Annotated in this window: 13 protein-coding genes, 1 tRNA gene and 1 pseudogene; 7 read left to right on the top strand and 8 right to left on the bottom strand. The window is 66.6% G+C overall.

All coding sequences use genetic code 11. The features are described from left to right. The first annotated feature begins 271 nt into the window (after positions 1-271). Complete coding sequence (locus BLIN9172_RS17125) at positions 272-1,729, top strand: NAD-dependent succinate-semialdehyde dehydrogenase (protein ID WP_101556108.1); 1,458 nt, start codon at positions 272-274, stop codon at positions 1,727-1,729. Positions 1,730-1,771: 42 nt separating this feature from the next. On the opposite strand, the gene shiA is transcribed toward BLIN9172_RS17125, so the two are convergent. After that, positions 1,772-3,136: a shikimate transporter gene (gene shiA, locus BLIN9172_RS17120; RefSeq protein ID WP_101556107.1), complete on the bottom strand. Its 1,365-nt coding sequence runs from the start codon at positions 3,134-3,136 to the stop codon at positions 1,772-1,774. A 251-nt stretch (positions 3,137-3,387) separates the two neighbouring features. On the opposite strand from shiA, the gene BLIN9172_RS17115 reads away from it, so the two are divergent. Continuing rightward, positions 3,388-3,897, top strand: a complete 510-nt coding sequence (locus BLIN9172_RS17115; protein ID WP_101556106.1) for a putative immunity protein — start codon at positions 3,388-3,390, stop codon at positions 3,895-3,897. 189 nt (positions 3,898-4,086) lie between these two features. Here BLIN9172_RS17115 and BLIN9172_RS18260 read toward each other — a convergent pair whose 3' ends face one another. From BLIN9172_RS18260 to galU, 3 genes are all read right to left on the bottom strand, one after another. Beyond that, a complete protein-coding gene (locus BLIN9172_RS18260; protein ID WP_170286970.1) occupies positions 4,087-6,270 on the bottom strand; it encodes a hypothetical protein in 2,184 nt (727 codons plus the stop codon). A 118-nt stretch (positions 6,271-6,388) separates the two neighbouring features. Then, the gene (locus BLIN9172_RS17105; protein ID WP_101556105.1) at positions 6,389-6,985 is read right to left on the bottom strand and encodes a GNAT family N-acetyltransferase; all 597 of its coding nucleotides are present in this window, start codon (positions 6,983-6,985) and stop codon (positions 6,389-6,391) included. Between the two features lie 137 nt (positions 6,986-7,122). Continuing rightward, the gene (gene galU, locus BLIN9172_RS17100; protein ID WP_101556104.1) at positions 7,123-8,025 is read right to left on the bottom strand and encodes a UTP--glucose-1-phosphate uridylyltransferase GalU; all 903 of its coding nucleotides are present in this window, start codon (positions 8,023-8,025) and stop codon (positions 7,123-7,125) included. A gap of 45 nt (positions 8,026-8,070) precedes the next feature. Here galU and BLIN9172_RS17095 point away from each other — a divergent pair, with 45 nt between their 5' ends. Then, positions 8,071-8,835: a 5-formyltetrahydrofolate cyclo-ligase gene (locus BLIN9172_RS17095; protein WP_240812231.1), complete on the top strand. Its 765-nt coding sequence runs from the start codon at positions 8,071-8,073 to the stop codon at positions 8,833-8,835. 121 nt (positions 8,836-8,956) lie between these two features. Then, positions 8,957-9,097: pseudogene (locus BLIN9172_RS18780) on the top strand (FmdB family zinc ribbon protein); the annotation flags it as partial. Positions 9,098-9,111: 14 nt separating this feature from the next. On the opposite strand, the gene BLIN9172_RS18775 reads toward BLIN9172_RS18780, so the two are convergent. Next, positions 9,112-9,372: a hypothetical protein gene (locus BLIN9172_RS18775; RefSeq protein ID WP_308297802.1), complete on the bottom strand. Its 261-nt coding sequence runs from the start codon at positions 9,370-9,372 to the stop codon at positions 9,112-9,114. A 91-nt stretch (positions 9,373-9,463) separates the two neighbouring features. Here BLIN9172_RS18775 and BLIN9172_RS17085 point away from each other — a divergent pair, with 91 nt between their 5' ends. Then, entirely contained in the window at positions 9,464-10,093 is a 630-nt protein-coding gene (locus tag BLIN9172_RS17085) for an SAF domain-containing protein (RefSeq protein ID WP_101556102.1), read from the top strand. 240 nt (positions 10,094-10,333) lie between these two features. Further along, a complete protein-coding gene (mscL, locus tag BLIN9172_RS17080) occupies positions 10,334-10,795 on the top strand; it encodes a large conductance mechanosensitive channel protein MscL (RefSeq protein WP_025780349.1) in 462 nt (153 codons plus the stop codon). A gap of 134 nt (positions 10,796-10,929) precedes the next feature. Here the strand turns inward: mscL and BLIN9172_RS17075 are convergent, their stop codons facing one another. Both BLIN9172_RS17075 and BLIN9172_RS17070 read right to left on the bottom strand, forming a co-directional pair. Next, the gene (locus BLIN9172_RS17075) at positions 10,930-11,208 is read right to left on the bottom strand and encodes a hypothetical protein (protein WP_101556101.1); all 279 of its coding nucleotides are present in this window, start codon (positions 11,206-11,208) and stop codon (positions 10,930-10,932) included. Next, complete coding sequence (locus tag BLIN9172_RS17070) at positions 11,201-16,240, bottom strand: PDDEXK-like endonuclease domain-containing protein (RefSeq protein ID WP_101556100.1); 5,040 nt, start codon at positions 16,238-16,240, stop codon at positions 11,201-11,203. The genes BLIN9172_RS17075 and BLIN9172_RS17070 overlap by 8 nt, the downstream gene beginning before the upstream one ends. Positions 16,241-16,347: 107 nt before the next feature. Between BLIN9172_RS17070 and BLIN9172_RS17065 the strand changes: the two genes are divergently transcribed. Next, a tRNA-Arg gene (locus tag BLIN9172_RS17065) sits at positions 16,348-16,423 on the top strand. Between the two features lie 173 nt (positions 16,424-16,596). Here the strand turns inward: BLIN9172_RS17065 and BLIN9172_RS17060 are convergent. Further along, positions 16,597-17,661, bottom strand: coding sequence for a universal stress protein (locus BLIN9172_RS17060; RefSeq protein WP_101556099.1), 1,065 nt, complete (start codon positions 17,659-17,661; stop codon positions 16,597-16,599). Positions 17,662-17,797: the final 136 nt, after the last annotated feature.

Genomic DNA, 17,797 nt, shown 5'->3' with positions numbered 1-17,797 from the left:
GGAGTACCAGATCAGTCCGGGAGCTGGTTCCCAGACCGATCATCCCTGCCTTTCGACTCCTACCGAATATTCTTGAAGAAACTAGTCGTTGCCCCTTGACTTAAAACATAGGGGCACCCCCCCCCCGGGACGGGCGTCGGCGGCGAATTCCCCACGACGCTTCGGGCCGAAGAGCACTAGACTGGAAGCGGCCGCGCTCCGGTACTGCGGCGGGGACGTTCTCACGCCGACCACGCGGTTCTGCACCGACGACACTCAAGGAGGACGCGTCGTGGACATCACCCCGATCATCGACAAACTGGGCACCGGCCTGTTCATCAACGGCCGGTGGCGCGAGGCCGAGGGCGGCAAGACCATCAACGTCCGCAATCCCGCAACCGGCGAGATCATCACCACCGTGGCCGACGGCTCCGCCGCCGATGCCGAAGAGGCCATCGCGGTCGCCGGTGACACACAGGCAGAGTGGGCAGCCACCTCGCCGCGCGAACGCTCCGAGATCCTGCGCCGGACTTTCGAACTGCTGCACGACCGCGCCGACGACATCGCCGCGGTCATGACCGCCGAAATGGGCAAGCCGTTCGCCGAGTCCAAGGGCGAGGTCACCTACGGCGCCGAATTCTTCCGCTGGTTCTCCGAAGAGGCTGTGCGCATCGAGGGCGACTACTCGCAGTCACCGGACGGCAAGAACCGCATGCTCATCTCGCGCGAGCCCGTCGGACCCTGCATTCTCATCACCCCGTGGAACTTCCCGCTGGCCATGGGCGCCCGCAAGATCGGACCCGCCGTCGCCGCCGGCTGCACGATGGTGTTCAAGCCCGCGAAGCTGACCCCGCTGACCTCGCTCATGCTCGTCGACGTCCTCGTCGAGGCCGGCCTGCCTGCCGGCGTGCTCAACCTCGTCACCTCCGACTCCGCGCGCCGCGTCGTCACTGCCTGGATGGAGTCCGGCATCGCCCGCAAGGTCACATTCACCGGGTCCACCGAGGTGGGGGTGGGCCTGCTCAAGCAGGCCGCCGACAGCGTCATGAAGACATCGATGGAGCTCGGCGGCAACGCGCCGTTCGTCGTCTTCGCCGACGCCGACATCGACAAGGCCGTCGAAGGCGCGGTGGTCGCGAAGATGCGCAACGGCGGTGAGGCCTGCACCGCGGCGAACCGCATGTTCGTCCATTCCTCTCTCGCCGAGGAGTTCTCCTCGAGACTGGCCGAACGCATCGGCTCGATGAAGGTGGGCAACGGCCTCGACGAAGGAACCGAGATGGGTCCGCTCGTCGACCAGGACACCCTCGACAAGGTCGCCGGCCTCGTCGATGAGGCAGTGACCAAGGGAGCGAAGGTCCTCACCGGAGGAACCAGGATCGACGGCGACGGTTTCTTCTACACCCCGACAGTGTTGACCGACATTCCCGCCGACGCCGAGATCCGGACGACGGAGATCTTCGGCCCCGTGGCACCCATCGTCACCTTCGACACGGACGAACAAGGCATCGCCTTGGCCAATGAGACCGAGTTCGGCCTGGTCGGCTACCTGTTCAGCGAGAACGTCGAACGCGCCCTCGGACTCGCCGACAAGTTGGAGGTCGGCATGGTCGGGCTCAACACCGGCCTGGTCTCGAACCCGGCGGCGCCGTTCGGCGGAGTGAAGATGTCCGGCCTCGGCCGCGAGGGCGGACGCGTCGGCATCGACGAGTTCCTCGAGGTCAAGTACGTGGCCCTGCCCCGCAGCTGACACGAGACCGGAGTCCGGTCAGCCGAACGCTCAGCCGAACGATCAGGCGGACACGATCCGTGCGGCGTCGGCGGTGGAGCATTCGGTGCGGCGGCCGACCTGCCACTTGCGCACAAGGAACATGGCGATCGAGATCGAGATGAGGCACCCGCCGCCGAGGTAGGCCGCCACGAGGTACCAGGTCCCGTCTCCGAGTCCGACGAGGAACGTCGCGATGAACGGGGTGAAGCCGCCGGCGATCGCGCTGGCGAGCTGGTATCCGACTCCCGCTCCGCTGTAGCGGAATTCGGGACTGAACATCTCGGCGAACAGCGGCTGCTGCACGCTGACGACGGCATCGTGAGCGATGTTGATGAGCAGCACTGCGAAGATGACGATGCCGACGATGTTCCCGGCCTCGAGGAAGAGGAAGAACGGGACGGCGCTGACGAGGCCGATAACCCCTCCGGTGAGGTAGACCCGCAGGCGTCCGTAGCGGTCGGAGAGGTAGGCGAAGGCGGGGATCGTGACGATGCCGAGACCGCCGACGAGGAGGGTGATGTTGAGCATGACCTGCCGATCGAGGCCGAGCTGCTCTGTCGAATAGGACAGTGCGAAGGTCGTGACGATGTACATGGTCAGCAGTTCGATGAACCGCAGGCCGACGATCTGGAAGATCTGTGCGGGATAGCGTTTGAAGGCTTCGAGGATCGGCAGCTTCGCGGTTTTGTCGGTCTTCGCATTCTTCACGCGTTCGACATACTCCCCGGACTCCTCGACACCGGCACGGATCCACAGCCCGACGATGACGAGGACGGCACTGAAGAAGAACGGAATGCGCCATCCCCAAGCGAGGAAGGCCTCGGCGGAGAAATTGCTGCTGAGCAGGGCTACAAACCCGGTGGCCAGCAGCAGTCCGAACGAATAGCCGATCTGGACTCCACTGGCGAAGAAGGCCCGCAGCTTCGACGGTGCGCTTTCGACGGCCATGAGCGCGGCACCGCCCCATTCCCCGCCGACGGCGATGCCCTGGATGCAACGCAGCAGCACCAGCAAGGCAGGAGCGAGCCAGCCGACGGACTGGTAGGTCGGCAGGAATCCGATGAGGGCGGTGGCCACACCCATGATCGTCATCGTCCACACGAGCATGGATTTGCGACCGAGGCGGTCGCCGAAGTGGCCGAAGATGATGCCGCCGAGCGGGCGGAAGATGAAACCGACGCCGAAGGTAGCGAATGCGGCGAGCGTTCCGGCGTGGGAACTGTAGTCGGGGAAGAAGAGTTCGCCGAAGACCAGCGCTGCGACGATTCCGTAGAGCAGGAAGTCGTACCATTCCACGACGGCGCCGATGAACGACCCGGCTGCCGCGCGGCGGGCGCGCCGTGCCCCGACTCTGTCGGCGTTGACTCGGTCTTCGATACCGACCATCGGTTCCTCCCCTGAACGCTGGTGCTGCTCTCTGCCGGCCGTCCTCGCGTGGTCGACGGTGAGCAATCTAGCACGGTCAAAGACTGCCGAGTCGGCCGTGTCCAGCAGGGGAACACACAGCCCGGGCAGATTCGTGTCTCGGTTCCGACCTTCCCCAGATCGGCCCGGTCGGTGGGGGCGTTAGAATCGGCAACTGTGAACGTCCGCGTGCTTCATCGCCTGCGCCCGCCGTCCGTGCTCGGTCGGCGCCCATGATCCTGCCGAAGGTCCGCGATCCACGGATGATCACGATTCGCCGAGGCGGCCCGCTGACCGATGCCGACCACCGGCTTCTCGCACTGTGGGCCGCCGACTGCGCGGAACACGTCCTGCCGCACTTCGAATCCGCCTGCCCCGAGGATGAGCGACCCCGCAGCGCCAATGCCGCCGCACGGGCGTGGGCAGCCGGTGAGATGCCGATGATGGAGGCTCGTGCCCTCGGCGGTCATGCCATGGGTGCCGCACGACCCCTGCGTGGGCCCGCCCGGTTCGCAGCCTACGCGGCGGGACAGGCGGCCTGCGTCGGACACGTCGCCGAGCACGACCTCGGGGCGGCGGCCTACGCGATCAAAGCGGCCCGCGGACGGTCGGGCAACGACCTCGCGGCCGGTCGTGCCGAACGCGACTGGCAGCGCGAGCAGCTGCCGACCGATGTCCGCGAACTCGTACTGGACGATCAGGCACGGCGCGACGCGATCTGCTGGTTCGTCTTCAGCGCCTGATCGCCGGCAGCACCATCGACGACAGATAGCACGCTTTCAAACGGATGCTATCTGTCGTGAACTGTGCTGCCCGCGACATACCCTGGACACCATCACCCCTGACGTGAAGAAGCCCCGCACGGATTGTGCGGGGCTTCTGCGTCTGCATCGCGAATTCCGTGCCGCCCGAATGTCAGCCGCCTCGGGGCATCAGGCGCGACGACGAGCGAGGACGTCGTTGACAGCGCCGAGGTCGGCGGCCTTCGTCGTCCGGATCGCCTTGCGCCCGTGGCCGAGCGGACCGTCCTCGCGGGCGGAGTCGCTGAGCTCCGGCCGGTAGCCGAGCTCTTCGGCGAACTCAGCGGCGATGTCCTCACGACTGCGAGCCTCGGTCTCGTACGAGCTGGCATCAGCCGCCGATGCCGAAGGCACCGGATGCTCGGCTTCGGGGGCGTCGACGTAGCTGGGAACGGGCAGCGGGGTCGGCGACCATCCGTCACGCGACTTCAGGCGCTGCATGAACGGGTCATCGACCGTGCGAGTCGCCGCGTTCAGCGCAGCGTGCACATCCGCATCGGCGTCCTCCCGGTCGGCTGTGTCGGCGTCGGACTCAGCGACGAGGTCGGCACCGAGCGAGACCGTACCCCCGGTCCTTTCGGTCCGGGCCTTCTCCGCGGACGTCGCCGAGGTGGCCCAGGCGTCGTTCTCGCCAGCGGTCGTGGTGTCCGTCGGCTCAGGTTTGGTCTCAGCCGTCTGGGTCGATTCTGCCGTGACAGCGGAATGCGAAGTCGACGCGGTCTCGGAGTCAGCGGTCGCCTCGGCGGAGGTGGAGTCACAGTCCCCGGTGGCGTTCTCCTTCACGATCGGGATCGGTCCGGTGAGGAGGACCTGACGCGTGGTGTGGCCCTCGGCGGCTTCCTTGCGGATGCGCACGAGTGGGATCTCACCGGTGTCGGCCTCTTCGCGGGACTTCTTCGCCTCGGCGGAGCGGTTCATCGCGGCGCGCGCCTGGGCGGCCTTCGCCGCCGCGCCCGTTCCCTGCGCCGCTGCGGCGATCCGGGCAGCGGTGCCGCTCGAGGTCGGTGCGGGTGCCGTGCGAGGCTGCCGCTTGACGGCAACGGTCTGCGCATTCGCACCCGTCCGGGCCGGTATCTGCGTCTCTGCTGCAGGCGCACCGCTCGACTTCGATCGTGCCGTGGCAGTCGCTCGTGTCGTGGCAGTCGGCTGCCCGGCCGGCTCAGGCTTGGTGACACGCTCCGGCTTGCTGGCGCCGTCCTGGTGACTGGTGCGAGCCGGCACGGAAGGACGCTCCGGGTCGGTGGCGCGGGCCGGCTTGGCCGTCCGTGACCGGGCTGCCTCCTGCAGGCGTCGCAGCTTCTTCTTCGTGTCCCGCTTCCGCAGGTTGAGCGTGCGCACGAGGAACAGAGTGACGACCGCGAGTCCGAAGAAGACCCCGGCCAAGGCGATGTGAACGACCGAGAAGGCTGCGAGCACACTCGACACAAGAATGCCGAGGACCGAGGCGAGGAAGACCGAAGAGAAGCCCCTGACCATGGTGTTCAGCGACTTCAGTGACTCCCGCAGGGTCGTGGCTTGGTCAGTCATCGCATGTTCCTCGTCGGTTCCGATGGTCGGATTGGAAATCTGTCGGTCGTGTCCGTGGGTGCTGGCCGTCCCCTCGCCGAGGTGGCCGCCGCGTCCCGTCCGGGACCGGTCCTCGCGTGGTCCGCCTCCATATGGGGCCGGACCGGCGCTGATCGACCGTGTCCGGTTCGCCGACGCGTCGCGGCCGGCGTCGGTCGCGTGCGGCGGATGTGCCTGAAGTGGACGACTCTGTCGTTCCGACTGCCCGGCGGAGCGGCCGCTGTCGTCGAAGACTGCGTGGACGGCGGGGTGGAGCAGTCGAACGTTGTCGGCGGCAGCTCCTGCACCAGATCCTGTGTCAGTGCCGACGCCTACGCTGGACATTCCGACAATGCGACCGCCGACACCGTGGTCGCTGGACAGGGAGGAGGTTTCACCGACTGCAACGGGAAGGACATCGAGCTGGGTGTGCTCGGCAGTCTCGGTGACGGTGTGCGCTTCGGCGTGACCGTCGATGACGGCGAACTCGGGGCCGGAGACCGACAGACTCAGCTTCGGGGCCTCGGCTTCTTCCGAGATGTCCGGGGTCGGAACCGACGGCACCTTCCGGGGCTTGTCGTGGAAGACCTGGATGCGCTCCGAATGGTCGTGTCCGGGGACGGCTGTCTCGGCGGAGACGACAGCGGCGTTGTCAGGGACCGTATCGATTTCGACGCGCGAGAGATCCGTCGCGGACTTCCGAATCATTGCGGGCACAGCAACGGCGAAGACCACGACGATGGCGATGACGACGATGATGCTGGTGTCCACAATGCCACCCTAAATTGCAGGCATCGGGGAAGTTGTGAAGGCGCCAGGTGTGTCGGTCAAACAAGAGTGAAGTTCACCGAATTCCCAGGTGGTGGTTGAACCCGCCCGACCGGCGCTCCTACCACGCACCGGTGCCGTGCCGGTACGCGGCGAGCAGCCCCTGCGGGACCTCCTCGGCGAGGAGGGCGAACGTGCGGTGGTCGCACCACTGTCCGTCGATGTGCATGTACTTCTCGCGCAGCCCCTCGTCGCGCAGGCCCAGCTTCTCGACCACACGCAGGCTCGCTGTGTTCTCCGGGCGGATGTTGATCTCTATCCGGTGGATTCCGAGGGCGAAGAAGCAGTGATCGGCGGCCATGGCCACAGCGACCGGGGTGATTCCGCGCCCTGCCACCCGCGAGTCGATCCAGTACCCGATCTGCCCGGACAGGATCGAGCCCCAGCTCAGTCCCGACACGGTGATCTGGCCGCGGAAGCTCCCGTCGACCTCGATGGCGAACGGCACCGTCTGTCCGCGCTTGGCCTGTTTGTCCTGCATCCGCACCATCGTGCGGAACCCCGGCAGCTCCTGGCCCGGCGCGGGCAGGGTCGCGTCCCATGGGCGCAGCCAGTCGCGGTTGAATCGGCGAACCTCTCGCCACGCCTCCTCGTCACGGCGGCGCAGCGGTCGCAGCACGATATCGGACTGTCGATCAGTCAGGATGACAGGCCACACGCGGCTGCCCTCGCTCTCGGGTTCAAAGTCGGTCGGCCCTGAAAGGCCGAACCAGGACGGTCGGCTCGGACAAGCCGCACCACGTCGGTCGGCCCGGACGGGCTACCAGGTCGGTCGGCCCACTCGTGTGTCGGCACTCAGTCCAGCGTCGGCACGAAGTCGCGCAGCCACGCCTTGAGGTCGTCGCCGAGGTCCTCGCGGTCGCAGGCGATCTGCACAACCGCTTTGAGGTAATCGAGCTTGTCGCCGGTGTCGTAGCGAGCGCCTTTGAACACGACTCCGTAGACGCCGTGGCCCTCATCGTCTCCGGCGAGTTCCTGCAGGGCATCGGTGAGCTGGATTTCGTTGCCGCGTCCCGGCTTCGTGGTCTCGAGGACGTCGAAGATCTCCGGAGCCAGCACATAGCGGCCGATGACGGCGAAGTTCGAGGGAGCATCCTCGGTGGCGGGCTTCTCGACGAGGCCGGTGACCTTGATGACCTCGTCATCTTCTGTCGTCTCGACGGCCGCGCAGCCGTAGAGGTGGATCGCTTCGGGCGGGACCTCCATGAGCGCGACGACGCTGCCGCCGGTCTTCTCCGCGACCTCGATCATCTTCGGCAGGATCGGGCTGCGCTCGTCGATGAGGTCATCACCGAGCAGGACCGCGAACGGTTCGGTGCCGACATGCTGGCGTCCCTTGAGAACGGCGTGCCCGAGTCCCTTGGGATCGCCCTGGCGCACATAGTGGATATCGGCGAGTTCAGAAGGATGGCGCACGGCGGCGAGCTTCTTGTCATCGCCCTTCTGAGCGAGTGCCGCCTCAAGCCCGTCGACCCGGTCGAAATGATCCTCCAGCGGACGCTTGTTCCGGCCGGTGATCATGAGGACGTCCTGCAGACCGGCATCGACGGCTTCCTCGATGACGTACTGGATCGCCGGCTTGTCGACGACGGGGAGCATCTCTTTGGGGGTGGCCTTCGTCGCGGGGAGGAACCGAGTTCCGAGGCCGGCGACGGGGATCACGGCCTTGCGAACGGTGCGCTGCGCTTCATCACTCATGAAGTCATCTTAACGAATCCGCCCACCCCAGTTAGTCTGAAATGCGTGGACCCAGGAACTTCGAAGGCGCAGCTGCGGTCCCGCATCCGCGCCGCTCGCGCCAACCGACCCGTCGACGAGGCGACTCCCGCCGCATCGTCGTCAACGACGACGGCGTCGCCGCAGGTCACTCCCACCGAGGCGGCCCCGGACTCGACCCCGCACCCGGCCTCCGCCGCGGCCCCGGACACCGTGGCACCTGCAGGCTCCGTGGCCGACGCCGCGTGGACGCTCATTCGGAACGCACCGGTTCGCTCGCTCCTTGCCTATGCGGCACTGCCCGGAGAGCCGGACCTCGACCCGGCGCTCGATCGGTTCCTCGCCGCGGGCGGCACCGCCTACCTGCCGGTCGTCACGACAGTGGGCGAGCCGTTGATGTTCGGCCGGGTCACTGGATCGATGACCAGTCTGAGACCGCAGGGCAGATGGGGAATCCGTGAACCGGCCCAGGACGGCACGCTGCTGACCGCCGCCCAGCTGCTCTCCGCTGCCGTGGGCCTCGACCTCATCTTCGTCCCCGCCCTGGGCTTCGGCGCCGACGGCGCCCGCCTGGGCAATGGGGGCGGTTTCTACGACAGGACCTTCGGCCCACACGGGGCGGAGCCCCTCGGTTCAGGACCCGACGGTTCGGGAGCTGCCGATTCGGAGCCCCGCATCGTCGGGGTGTGCTTCGCCGAGGAGCTCGATCTGCCGGGCCTCGTCGCCGAGGACTGGGACCTGCGCATCCCTGCGGCCGTCACCGAGGAGGGAACACACATCTTCGCGGCCTGATCGGCGGGAATCAGCGCCCACTCGCGCGTGTTGATATGTGGATAACCTTGTGCATATCGCGGACCGGTGCTCCGAGGAGGTTCCTGTGCACTATAATCTTGTCGTCGAAGAAAGGTCTCGAATGCCCGTCTACTCCTACGCCTGCAAGAGCTGTGGTCACGCCTTTGATATTCATCAGGACTTCAGCGATGACTCGCTCACCGTCTGCCCGGAATGCCAGGGCCGCCTGAAGAAGGTCTTCGGCGCCGTGGGCATCAGCTTCAAGGGATCCGGCTTCTACGCCACCGACTCCCGCTCGAGCAAGTCGAGCACCGTCAGCTCCTCGAGTTCCGACTCCTCCTCGAAGGAGTCCTCGAGCTCGTCGGCGAAGGAAACCTCGACCTCCTCGGCGTCGAACTCATCGTCGAGCAGCTCCTCGGCGGCGAGCACTCCAGCCGCGAGCTGACCGCTCCGGCCCTCGGCATTCCGGCCCCGGTCGCCGGCGCTCCGGCAGGGCCGCCAGCCGACTGGCTGTTCCGCCGGGTCGGCTCCCTTCACTCAGACACCGATCGCCTGTGGACGGCACGAACTGTCCACAGGCGAGTTCTCCACCCTTGCCGCCGCCCGCACGGCGCCGCAGGCTCGGTGCATGGGCTTCTTCCACCGCATCCGAACCTCGTCTCCCAGCCGGACACGATCGTCGCGCATTCGGCCCCAGCGCGTTCTCGCCGCCATCTGCCTGGCCTTTGCCTGCGCTCTGACCGTGTGGACACTCACGCCGAACAACGGGGGAACAGCGATCGTCGTCGCGAAGTCGGATCTGGCACCGGGCACCGAACTCAAGGCTGACGACCTCACCCTCACTCAGTTCCCGTCCGACGTGGTCCCCGACAAGGCATTCAGGTCTGTTAACGAGGTGAAAGGGCGTGCCACCTCGGCGGGCCTGTCGAAGGGGTCACCGCTGACCTCGTCGACCGTGCTCGATCAGCAGGCGCTGCCGAAGGGCAGCCGTGACCTTCTCATGCCGATTCGGTTGGCCGATGACGCCTCGGCCGCGCTGCTCCAAACCGGGCAGAAGATCCGCCTCTTCTCGTCCCTTCCCGACGGCGGATCGGAAATCGTCGTCGAAGAGGTGACGATCGCCCGCCTCGTCGACAAACCCGAAGGAATTGCCGCAGAATCAGGCCAGCTTGTTTCCGTCATCCTCTCCGCAGAGGATGCCAGGCGTGTCGCCGAGTTCGCCGGACTTCCGATCAGCTTTGCGATTCTGCCGCGCTGATCCCCGCCACCGCCCTGCCGGTTTCGGATCATCTGTCCTGTTGAACCGCGGTGCTTGGCGACTGTTGAACATGCCGGGCTTGCTTTCGTCTCTGCATTTCGATTTCCTGACACATCAATACGGCGGTCAGACTCGCAGAACATTTCTGCTGACAATGTGTTACCCGTGTGTACTATTGGAACGTAATTGAGCTATTCATCAACAGCATTTCAGTGATCACACACCGAAAGGGTTTCTCTAATGCTTAAGGGATTCCGGGACTTCATTCTCCAGGGGAATGTCGTCGAACTCGCAACCGCGGTCATCATCGGCGGCGCATTCACCGCCATCGTCACCGCCTTCTCTGACAAGATCATCAACCCGCTCATCGCCGCCGTCGGCGGCGCCGAGGGTCCGGCTCTGGCGTTCCGGATCAAGGAGAACGTCCCCGAGACCACCATCGATCTCGGTGCGGTCATCACTGCAGCCATCAACTTCCTCATCGTTGCCGCCATCGTCTACTTCATCATCATCGTGCCGATGAACAAGCTCAACGAGCTGCGCAAGCGTGGGGCTCCCGAGGAAGAAGTTCCTCCGACCACCGAGGATCTGCTCGGCGACATCCGCGAGATCCTGCGCAACCAGACCGCTTCTGTCACCGGACCCGCCGAGGGTCCCGCGACCGACGGCCCGGTCGATCCGAACCAGCCTCCGCGGCACTGATCACCAACCGATCGCGCAGAAGGCCCGCTCTCCCTTGAGATCGGGCCTTCTGTGTATCCGAAACCTGTTGGGCGGCCTGCAACCGGATGGAACGCTACGACCAAATAGGGCCGGAGCTATCGCCGGATACGGCACTACGACCAGTGCGGGGGCTTCTGCGAACGGTAGTAGTCCTCGCTGAAGCCGCCACCACCGGTATCGGCTTCGTTGCGCAGAGTGGCGCGGTAGCGCCGCTTCGCCGCTGCGATCCGGGCCTTCCGAAACTCGTCGGCCTCGGCATCGTCATCACCTGACGATGTGCTGGCGGGATCGGCGGAGACCCCGTCGTCGCTGGAATCAGACGGTTCTCGATCGCTGTCGAACGATTCTCGGTCCCGATCAGCATCCTCGCCGCCGGAGGGCCGGTCAGGCATCGTCGTTCTTCGCCCCTGACTTCGCCGAGGCGGCCCCGCCGCGCTCGTCCTCAGCCGAATCCGCGCCGTTGTCATCGGTGCCGTCGGGCCCCGCACCAACCGATTCGGTGCTGGCGGAGTCATCGGCCGCCTCGGGGACCTGGTCGTTGCTTGCGGTCTGGACGAGTCCGGCCGACCGGAGCTCATCGGCACGGATCTTGCCGGTGTCGAAGGTCGGCAGGATGTCGTCTTCGACGGGCCCGGCGGAGTTCGACCGCGGGATGAACACCTCAGCGCCCGTGACCTTCTTCGCCTGAGCATGGCGTTCGCGGTACCGATCCACGGCGGCCTGCAGCTGGGAGTCGCCTCGGCTCGAATTGCCCTTCTGCGCCAGAGCGGTGCGCAGGAGATCCTTGATCTCGCCGTCGCCGCGGACCACCGCATCCGACTGGATCCAGTCGATCATCTGGTCGAGGCCCTCGGCGGAGTACTTGTGCATCGGCAGACCGGGCACGAGCTTCGGGCGGCTGCCGGTGCGGCCGACGACCACCGAGGCGGCGCGTGCCGCATTGAGCACGGCCTGCGGGCTCATCGTCTCCACGGTCGCTCGCCACGCCTCGAAGATCTTCTCGGTCTCGGTCTGCGGGTCGACGAACGCATCGGTGGACCATACGCGCATGAACTTCCAGCCTCGGCGGCTCAGCTGTTCGGGCAGCACCCGGTCGCGTTGGCGCAGGCTGCGCATCGAAGCGTATTCGGGTCCGTCGCCGGCGACGGCGATGATCATTCCGTGCTCATCCTCGGCCGAGTTCGCCACGGCCAGATCGATGCCGTTGTAATGCTCGTGCGCGACGACGCCGAGCTGCAGCAGCCGATCGGCGATGTCGCCCATCAGCGGATCGTAGATCTCGCCGTGCGGCCCGGGCTGGTGGACGCCGCCGGTCGCGATCTCTTCGAGCAGACGCGGCAGCATGACCGCTCCCCCGTTGAGTTTGCTGCGGTCGAAGTCCTCGGCCTCGATGCTCGAGACCAGCGTCAGCCGCTTCCGGGCTCGCGTCATCGTGGCCGCGAGGATACGTCGCCCGTCCGGCCCGGACAGCGGTCCGAAGTCGTGGATGACACGGCCGTGGACGGTGCGGCCGAAGCCGAGGGTGAAGATCACGGCATCGCGCGACATGCCCTGAACGCGTTCGGCGTCGGTGACGACGAACGGCTCCTTCGTCGAGTCGTTGAAGAACGCCGCCACATACGGCAGATCCTTCATCGCCCGTGAGATCGCCGTGGCCACCCGCTGAGCGTGATGCGGGGTGAGCGCGACGACGGCCAGCGACTCCCGCGACCGGTTCCGCGCGTGCTTGAGCACCAGGTCGACGACCCGTTTGACCTCGGCGTCAGGACTCTCGACCCGACCGGTGCCGATGTCCGTGGGGCCCCTGCCGTCGGCGACATAGGAGAATTCGAGACCGCTGCCCTCACCGGTGTGCGCGGTCGGCAACGTCGAAATCGTCGAATCGTAGAAGTGCCGGTTGGCCAGGTCGATGAGCCCGACCGGGGACAGTCGATAGGAATTCGACAGCCGCATCCGCGGCAGGAACTCGCCGAGGCGATCCTGCACCGATCGTGGATGTTTCCCATCGTCCATGCCGAACCGATCGACGGCGACCGAGAACGGGCGCGGTCCGAGCAGCCGGGAGTCGCCGAGCGAGATGACCTGGCGGGCGCGGGTGATTCCGGGAACGACATCGGCGACCGACAGTCGTCCGGCGTCGGCGATGACAACCGCGTCGAAGAGCGGCAGGGCGGAGAAGAGTTCGGGCACCGCGTACGGGCTGCCCATCCACACCGGTGCCAGAGTCGTCAGCAGTTCGGGTGCCTGAGTGGAGATCCGGTTGACCGAGGTGTGCTGCGACAGAAGCTCCTGTTTGATGACGCCGGCGGCGATGGGGTCGGAGTCGATTCCGCGTGTCCATGCCTGTGCGTGGTTGTAGCGCAGGCGGGAGGCACCGGCGGCGACGAAGGCGCGGTCGTTCTCGCGGAAGCCTTCGGCCACCTGGTGGAGAGCGTCACCGTCGTGGCGACCGATCGCGGGATCTTCGCCGGCCATGGTCTGCAGCACGGAGGCCCAATAGGCGAGGTCGAATTCTGGGCCGACGAGTGACTCGTCGACCTTGCGCCGGCGCAGATCGGCCATGAGGTCGCTGAGGCCCTCACCGTCGAGCTCACGTTGCAGGCGGGAACGTTCGGGCAGTTCCGCGAGGTTCTCCGAGTCGCTGCCCATCGCTTCGGCACGTGCCTGAAGCTCCTCGATGAGCATCGAGCCGAGGTCGCCGCCGTCCGGGGTGGTCTCGAGGATCGGAGCGAGCTTGGCCATATCTGCTTCGACGCTCTGGAGGATCTCATCGGCTTCGAGGACGCCGCGCGGAATCTGCGGGCGACCGTCGTGCCCGGCGAGATCGGAGAGGATGACTCGCTGGGCGCGGACGTCGATGAGGGCCTCGTGGAGGTCAGTCACCTCGGCGCCGGGGCGGAGGAACTCCGCGGCCGACTTCTTCAGTCGACGACGCTGCATCATTCCCATCTCGACGCCGACTTCGACCCGATATTCGGGTGTGCCGGTGGCGGCGATGAGGTCGTCGAGGCGGTGGTCGTAGATATCGGGGGCGAAGTTGTCGAGCGTCTTGCGCACGCGCAGGAGCACGCGGATGGCGCGGGACCAGTCGTCGATGTTGCGGCGCGGGTTGAGCTTCGCCTTCTGCAGCACCGGTTCGGTCGCCGCGACGAGGTCGGGGATCATCCGGCCGATGCGTTCGGCCACCGTGCGTGCGGCTTCGGCCTCCTCGACGGATTTGAGGTCGGCGCCGAACCACACGGTGTCTTCGACGTCGAGGGTGAATGCGCCGAGTCGAGCGAGTTCGCCGAGCTTGCCCCGCAGAATGTTCCGGCGGTCATCGCTGGCGCCGAGGATGTCGTCGTCGAAGCGCACCGGCGTCTGCGGGGAGTTGTCGCCGGAGGTCAGTTCGGCGAGGTGCTGCATGGTTTCGTAGACGGAGACGTCCCACGGTTCGCGCCTGCGGTGCAGGGAGGAGACGTGGTCGGCCAGGGTCGCGCGCTGTTCGTTGAGTTCGGTCAGCAGACGGGAGAGGTCCGGGCGTTCGGACTTCTCGGCCGAGCCGATGAGACCGATGAGCTGCTTGCGGATGTCTTCCGTGCCGGCACGGGTGTCGACGGCGAAGTCGGAGAGTCCGACCTCGCCGAGGCGGGCGGAGAAATCGTCGAGCGCATCGGAGGTCTGAGCGAGGAAGAGCACGCTCTTGCCGGTGTGCGCCAGAGTGGTGGCCACGGCGACGGCGACCTGGGTGGCGCCGGTTCCGGGTGGGGTGTCGACGACGACGGAGTGACCGGATACGGCGGCGTCGACGACAGCCTGCTGGTCTCCGTCGACGTCGATGACGAGGAACTCCTCCTGCGGCTTCCGGTCGGGAAGCGGAGTGATCGGCTCCTGGAGTGCGGCGGGAACGACGTCCTCGCCGTCGCCGCCGGTCGCGGATGCTGGTGGCGTTTCGCCGTCTGCAGCTGAGCCGGGCTCGGACGTCTCCGAGCCGAGGTCGGCTGTGCCCTCAGCATCGGGGGTTGTGGCTGCTGCATCGGGGGTTGCGGCTGCGGCAGCATCGATCGCCGGCGCACTCTTATCGGACTCGACGGCCGAATCGGCCTCGGCGTCAGTCGACGACGTTTCCTCGGCGTCAGTCGTCGACGGCTCCTCGCCGTCGGCCGACGTGTCACCGGCAGTCTTGCCACCGGCAGCCTTGTCACCGGCGGCTTCGGCACTAGCTGGTTCGGCACTGGCGGCTTCGGTGCCGGTTCTCGGCTTTGCCACATCGAGCGGTTCGTCGGTGATGGGCACGGTCGGCTGACCGTAGTCCTCGTCATCATCGTTGCCGCCAGCGGGAACGGTGCCGGCAGCGGCACCGGCGTCCGCATCGGCCGACGTCTTCTCGCCCGCCTTCTCGTCGTCGGCGCCGGCCTTCTCGTCGCCGGCCGCTGACTCGCCACCGGTCGCCGACTCGCCAGCGGACATTCCAGCAGTATCGGAAGACGCCTCGGCGATGCTGTCGTCTGCCTCGGCCTTTGCAGTGTCCGTGCTCTTCGCCTCAGGCGCTGATTTCGTCTGACTCTCGGCCGCATCGGATGCACCATCGGCTTCCGTCTCGTCGACGGCGTCGGCGGCTCTCTTCGCTTCGGCTCGCTTCTTCTCGGCTTCCTCTGCTGCGGCGATCTTCTCGTCGGGGAGGACTCCCGGCTGCGGCACGTAGGAGGGGCCCCCGAGGGAGGCGCGCACGTCTTCGTCGCCGGCCAGCGCCCGCAGCACGGGGTGCTGGGTGGGCAGGTAGTCGGTGGAGAACGGACTCGCGATGTTCGCGAACGTCGAGATGATCAGGCGGTGGTTGATCCGCAGACCGGGCACGCTCTGCCCCAGATCGCGCAGGCGGTCGAGGGCCGGTCCCGGGTCGAAGCCGTGCGGGCCACCGGTCGCGTCGACCCAGTCGTCGACGGGCACCTCGAGGTCGTATTCCGCGTGCAGGTGCTGAACGAGCGCCGGGTTGATCGTGATCTCGTTGTCGAGCACGATCTCGTAGTCTTCGACGCGGGATCCGCGAGGCACCAGCGTGATGTGGCGCATAACGACCGGCGCGTTGAACTTGTACTTCGCGTCCTTCTCCGTCCACGAGGCGAATCCGATCGCCAGGTGTGCGGTGCGGATGCCGCGTTCGTTGTCGAGCTGCTCCGCCTTCGAGCGGATGGACTTCGCGCGACGGCGCGCATCGGTGAGGATGTCGTGGTCGCGGATGAGGCTGGAGAGCCGGGTGGCGCGTCCGGCCAGCAGCTGCGCCAGGCCGGAGGGGTGGGCGCCGGAGAGGTCGATGCTGCCGTCACGGGAGTCCCGGAAATGAAGCATGGTGTCGCGACCGCCCAGATGGGCAGCCTGCTTCTTCCACTCGGCGAAGACATCTCCGAGCTCTGGGAACTGTTCGTCTCTAACGGAATCCGACACAATTCGACCCTAACGAGAAACTGTCCCCAATAGGTGCTGGCACACCGTGGAACAGTGAGGTTTCTTCTACGCTACACTGGGTGATCGTGGTTGAGGACGACCACCTGGCCCCCGTAGCTCAGGGGATAGAGCACCGCTCTCCTAAAGCGGGTGTCGGCAGTTCGAATCTGCCCGGGGGCGCCAGACTCACTTGACGGAGCCGAAAACGGTTTCCGGCATCGCCCTGACCGACGATCACCGAGGATCCACCATCGCCGAGGCGGCCGATCGATCCGATCGGCCGCCTCGGCGCTTTCTGTCCGCTCCGGCAGCCAGATCCGGCTCGCGGACTCGGACCTCCCCGGTCAGGATGACATCTAGAGCCCCGGCTCCGGCGGGGCCTCGTTGTGCTTGCGGCGACCGTGGTCGCGAGCGACGCGCACGACCATCGTCGGGCATTGCGAGTACGGCAGCACCGACTGCGAGGTGGAACCGAGCAGGAGGCCGGCGAATCCGCCGCGACCGCGCGACCCGATGACGAGCACCTCGGCTGTGTCGGAGGCCCGGACGAGCACCTCGGCCGGTTGGCCGTCGAAGAGCGTCCAGGTAACGTCGAGATCCGGGAACTCCTCGGCCAGACGCTGTTTGGCGACGACGAGCTTGTCCGCCCCCTCGTTGACGAGGCGTTCGAGATCGGCGGTGCTCGGCAGCCATTCGGGGCCGATGACCGTCGTGGTGATCACGGCGACGATGTGCAGCGGCGAACCGCGGCGCACGGCCAGTCGCGCAGCCTTCCACAGCGCCGGGGACTCGGCGCCGAGGGAGTCGACACCGACGACGACCTTGCCGTCGAAGCGCAGGCCTTCGATCGACTCGGCATCGGGATCATGGGTTTCGACCTCGATGCCGTCCTGCCGGATCGGCCGTGACGAGGTCGGATGCGCGGGACGCTCGGCCTGGTTGTCCCAGCATGCGGGGACGACGACCGTCGGACATGCCGAGTGCGCAGGCAGTGCGCTCGAGACGGTCCCGAGGAGACGACCGGCGAAACCGCCGCGACCGCGGGATCCGACGACGGTGAGGCAGCCGGTCTTCGATTCGTCGATGAGCACGCCGGCGGCATCGCCGATCTCGATGACGGCCTCGACGGGAACTCCTGCTGCCTTGACCTCGGCAGCCGCCTCCTTGAGGGTGTTCGTCACGGCCGCACGGATCGAACTGTCATCGATGGGCACATAGGACACGTCGATGGCGGCAGCCGCCACGCTCGGAATCGTGTAGGCACCGACAAGGCGGATGGGACGCCCCAGGGAGCGTGCTTCTTGGATCGCCCACGCCAGGGCGTTGCGACTCGGCGGAGAGCCGTCGATTCCGACGATGACCGCTTCGGTCTCGCCGACCGGTGCCGGGTCGGAATTCTGGGGGCGATCCTGCTCACTCATCGCAAACTCCGGGTGAGTCCCATAGAGTGGTGGCATTCCCACCAGGGACTTCACCCCCAAAAATGTGAAGAACCATCGTGGGATCCCGCTAGTAGTTCCGCCAAGAACCTCACGAAAGGCATCCCACGATGGCTGA

The sequence above is a fragment of the Brevibacterium linens ATCC 9172 genome (assembly GCF_900169165.1).
Classification (GTDB): domain Bacteria; phylum Actinomycetota; class Actinomycetes; order Actinomycetales; family Brevibacteriaceae; genus Brevibacterium; species Brevibacterium linens.
This window is presented reverse-complemented; position numbering and strand designations above follow the sequence as displayed.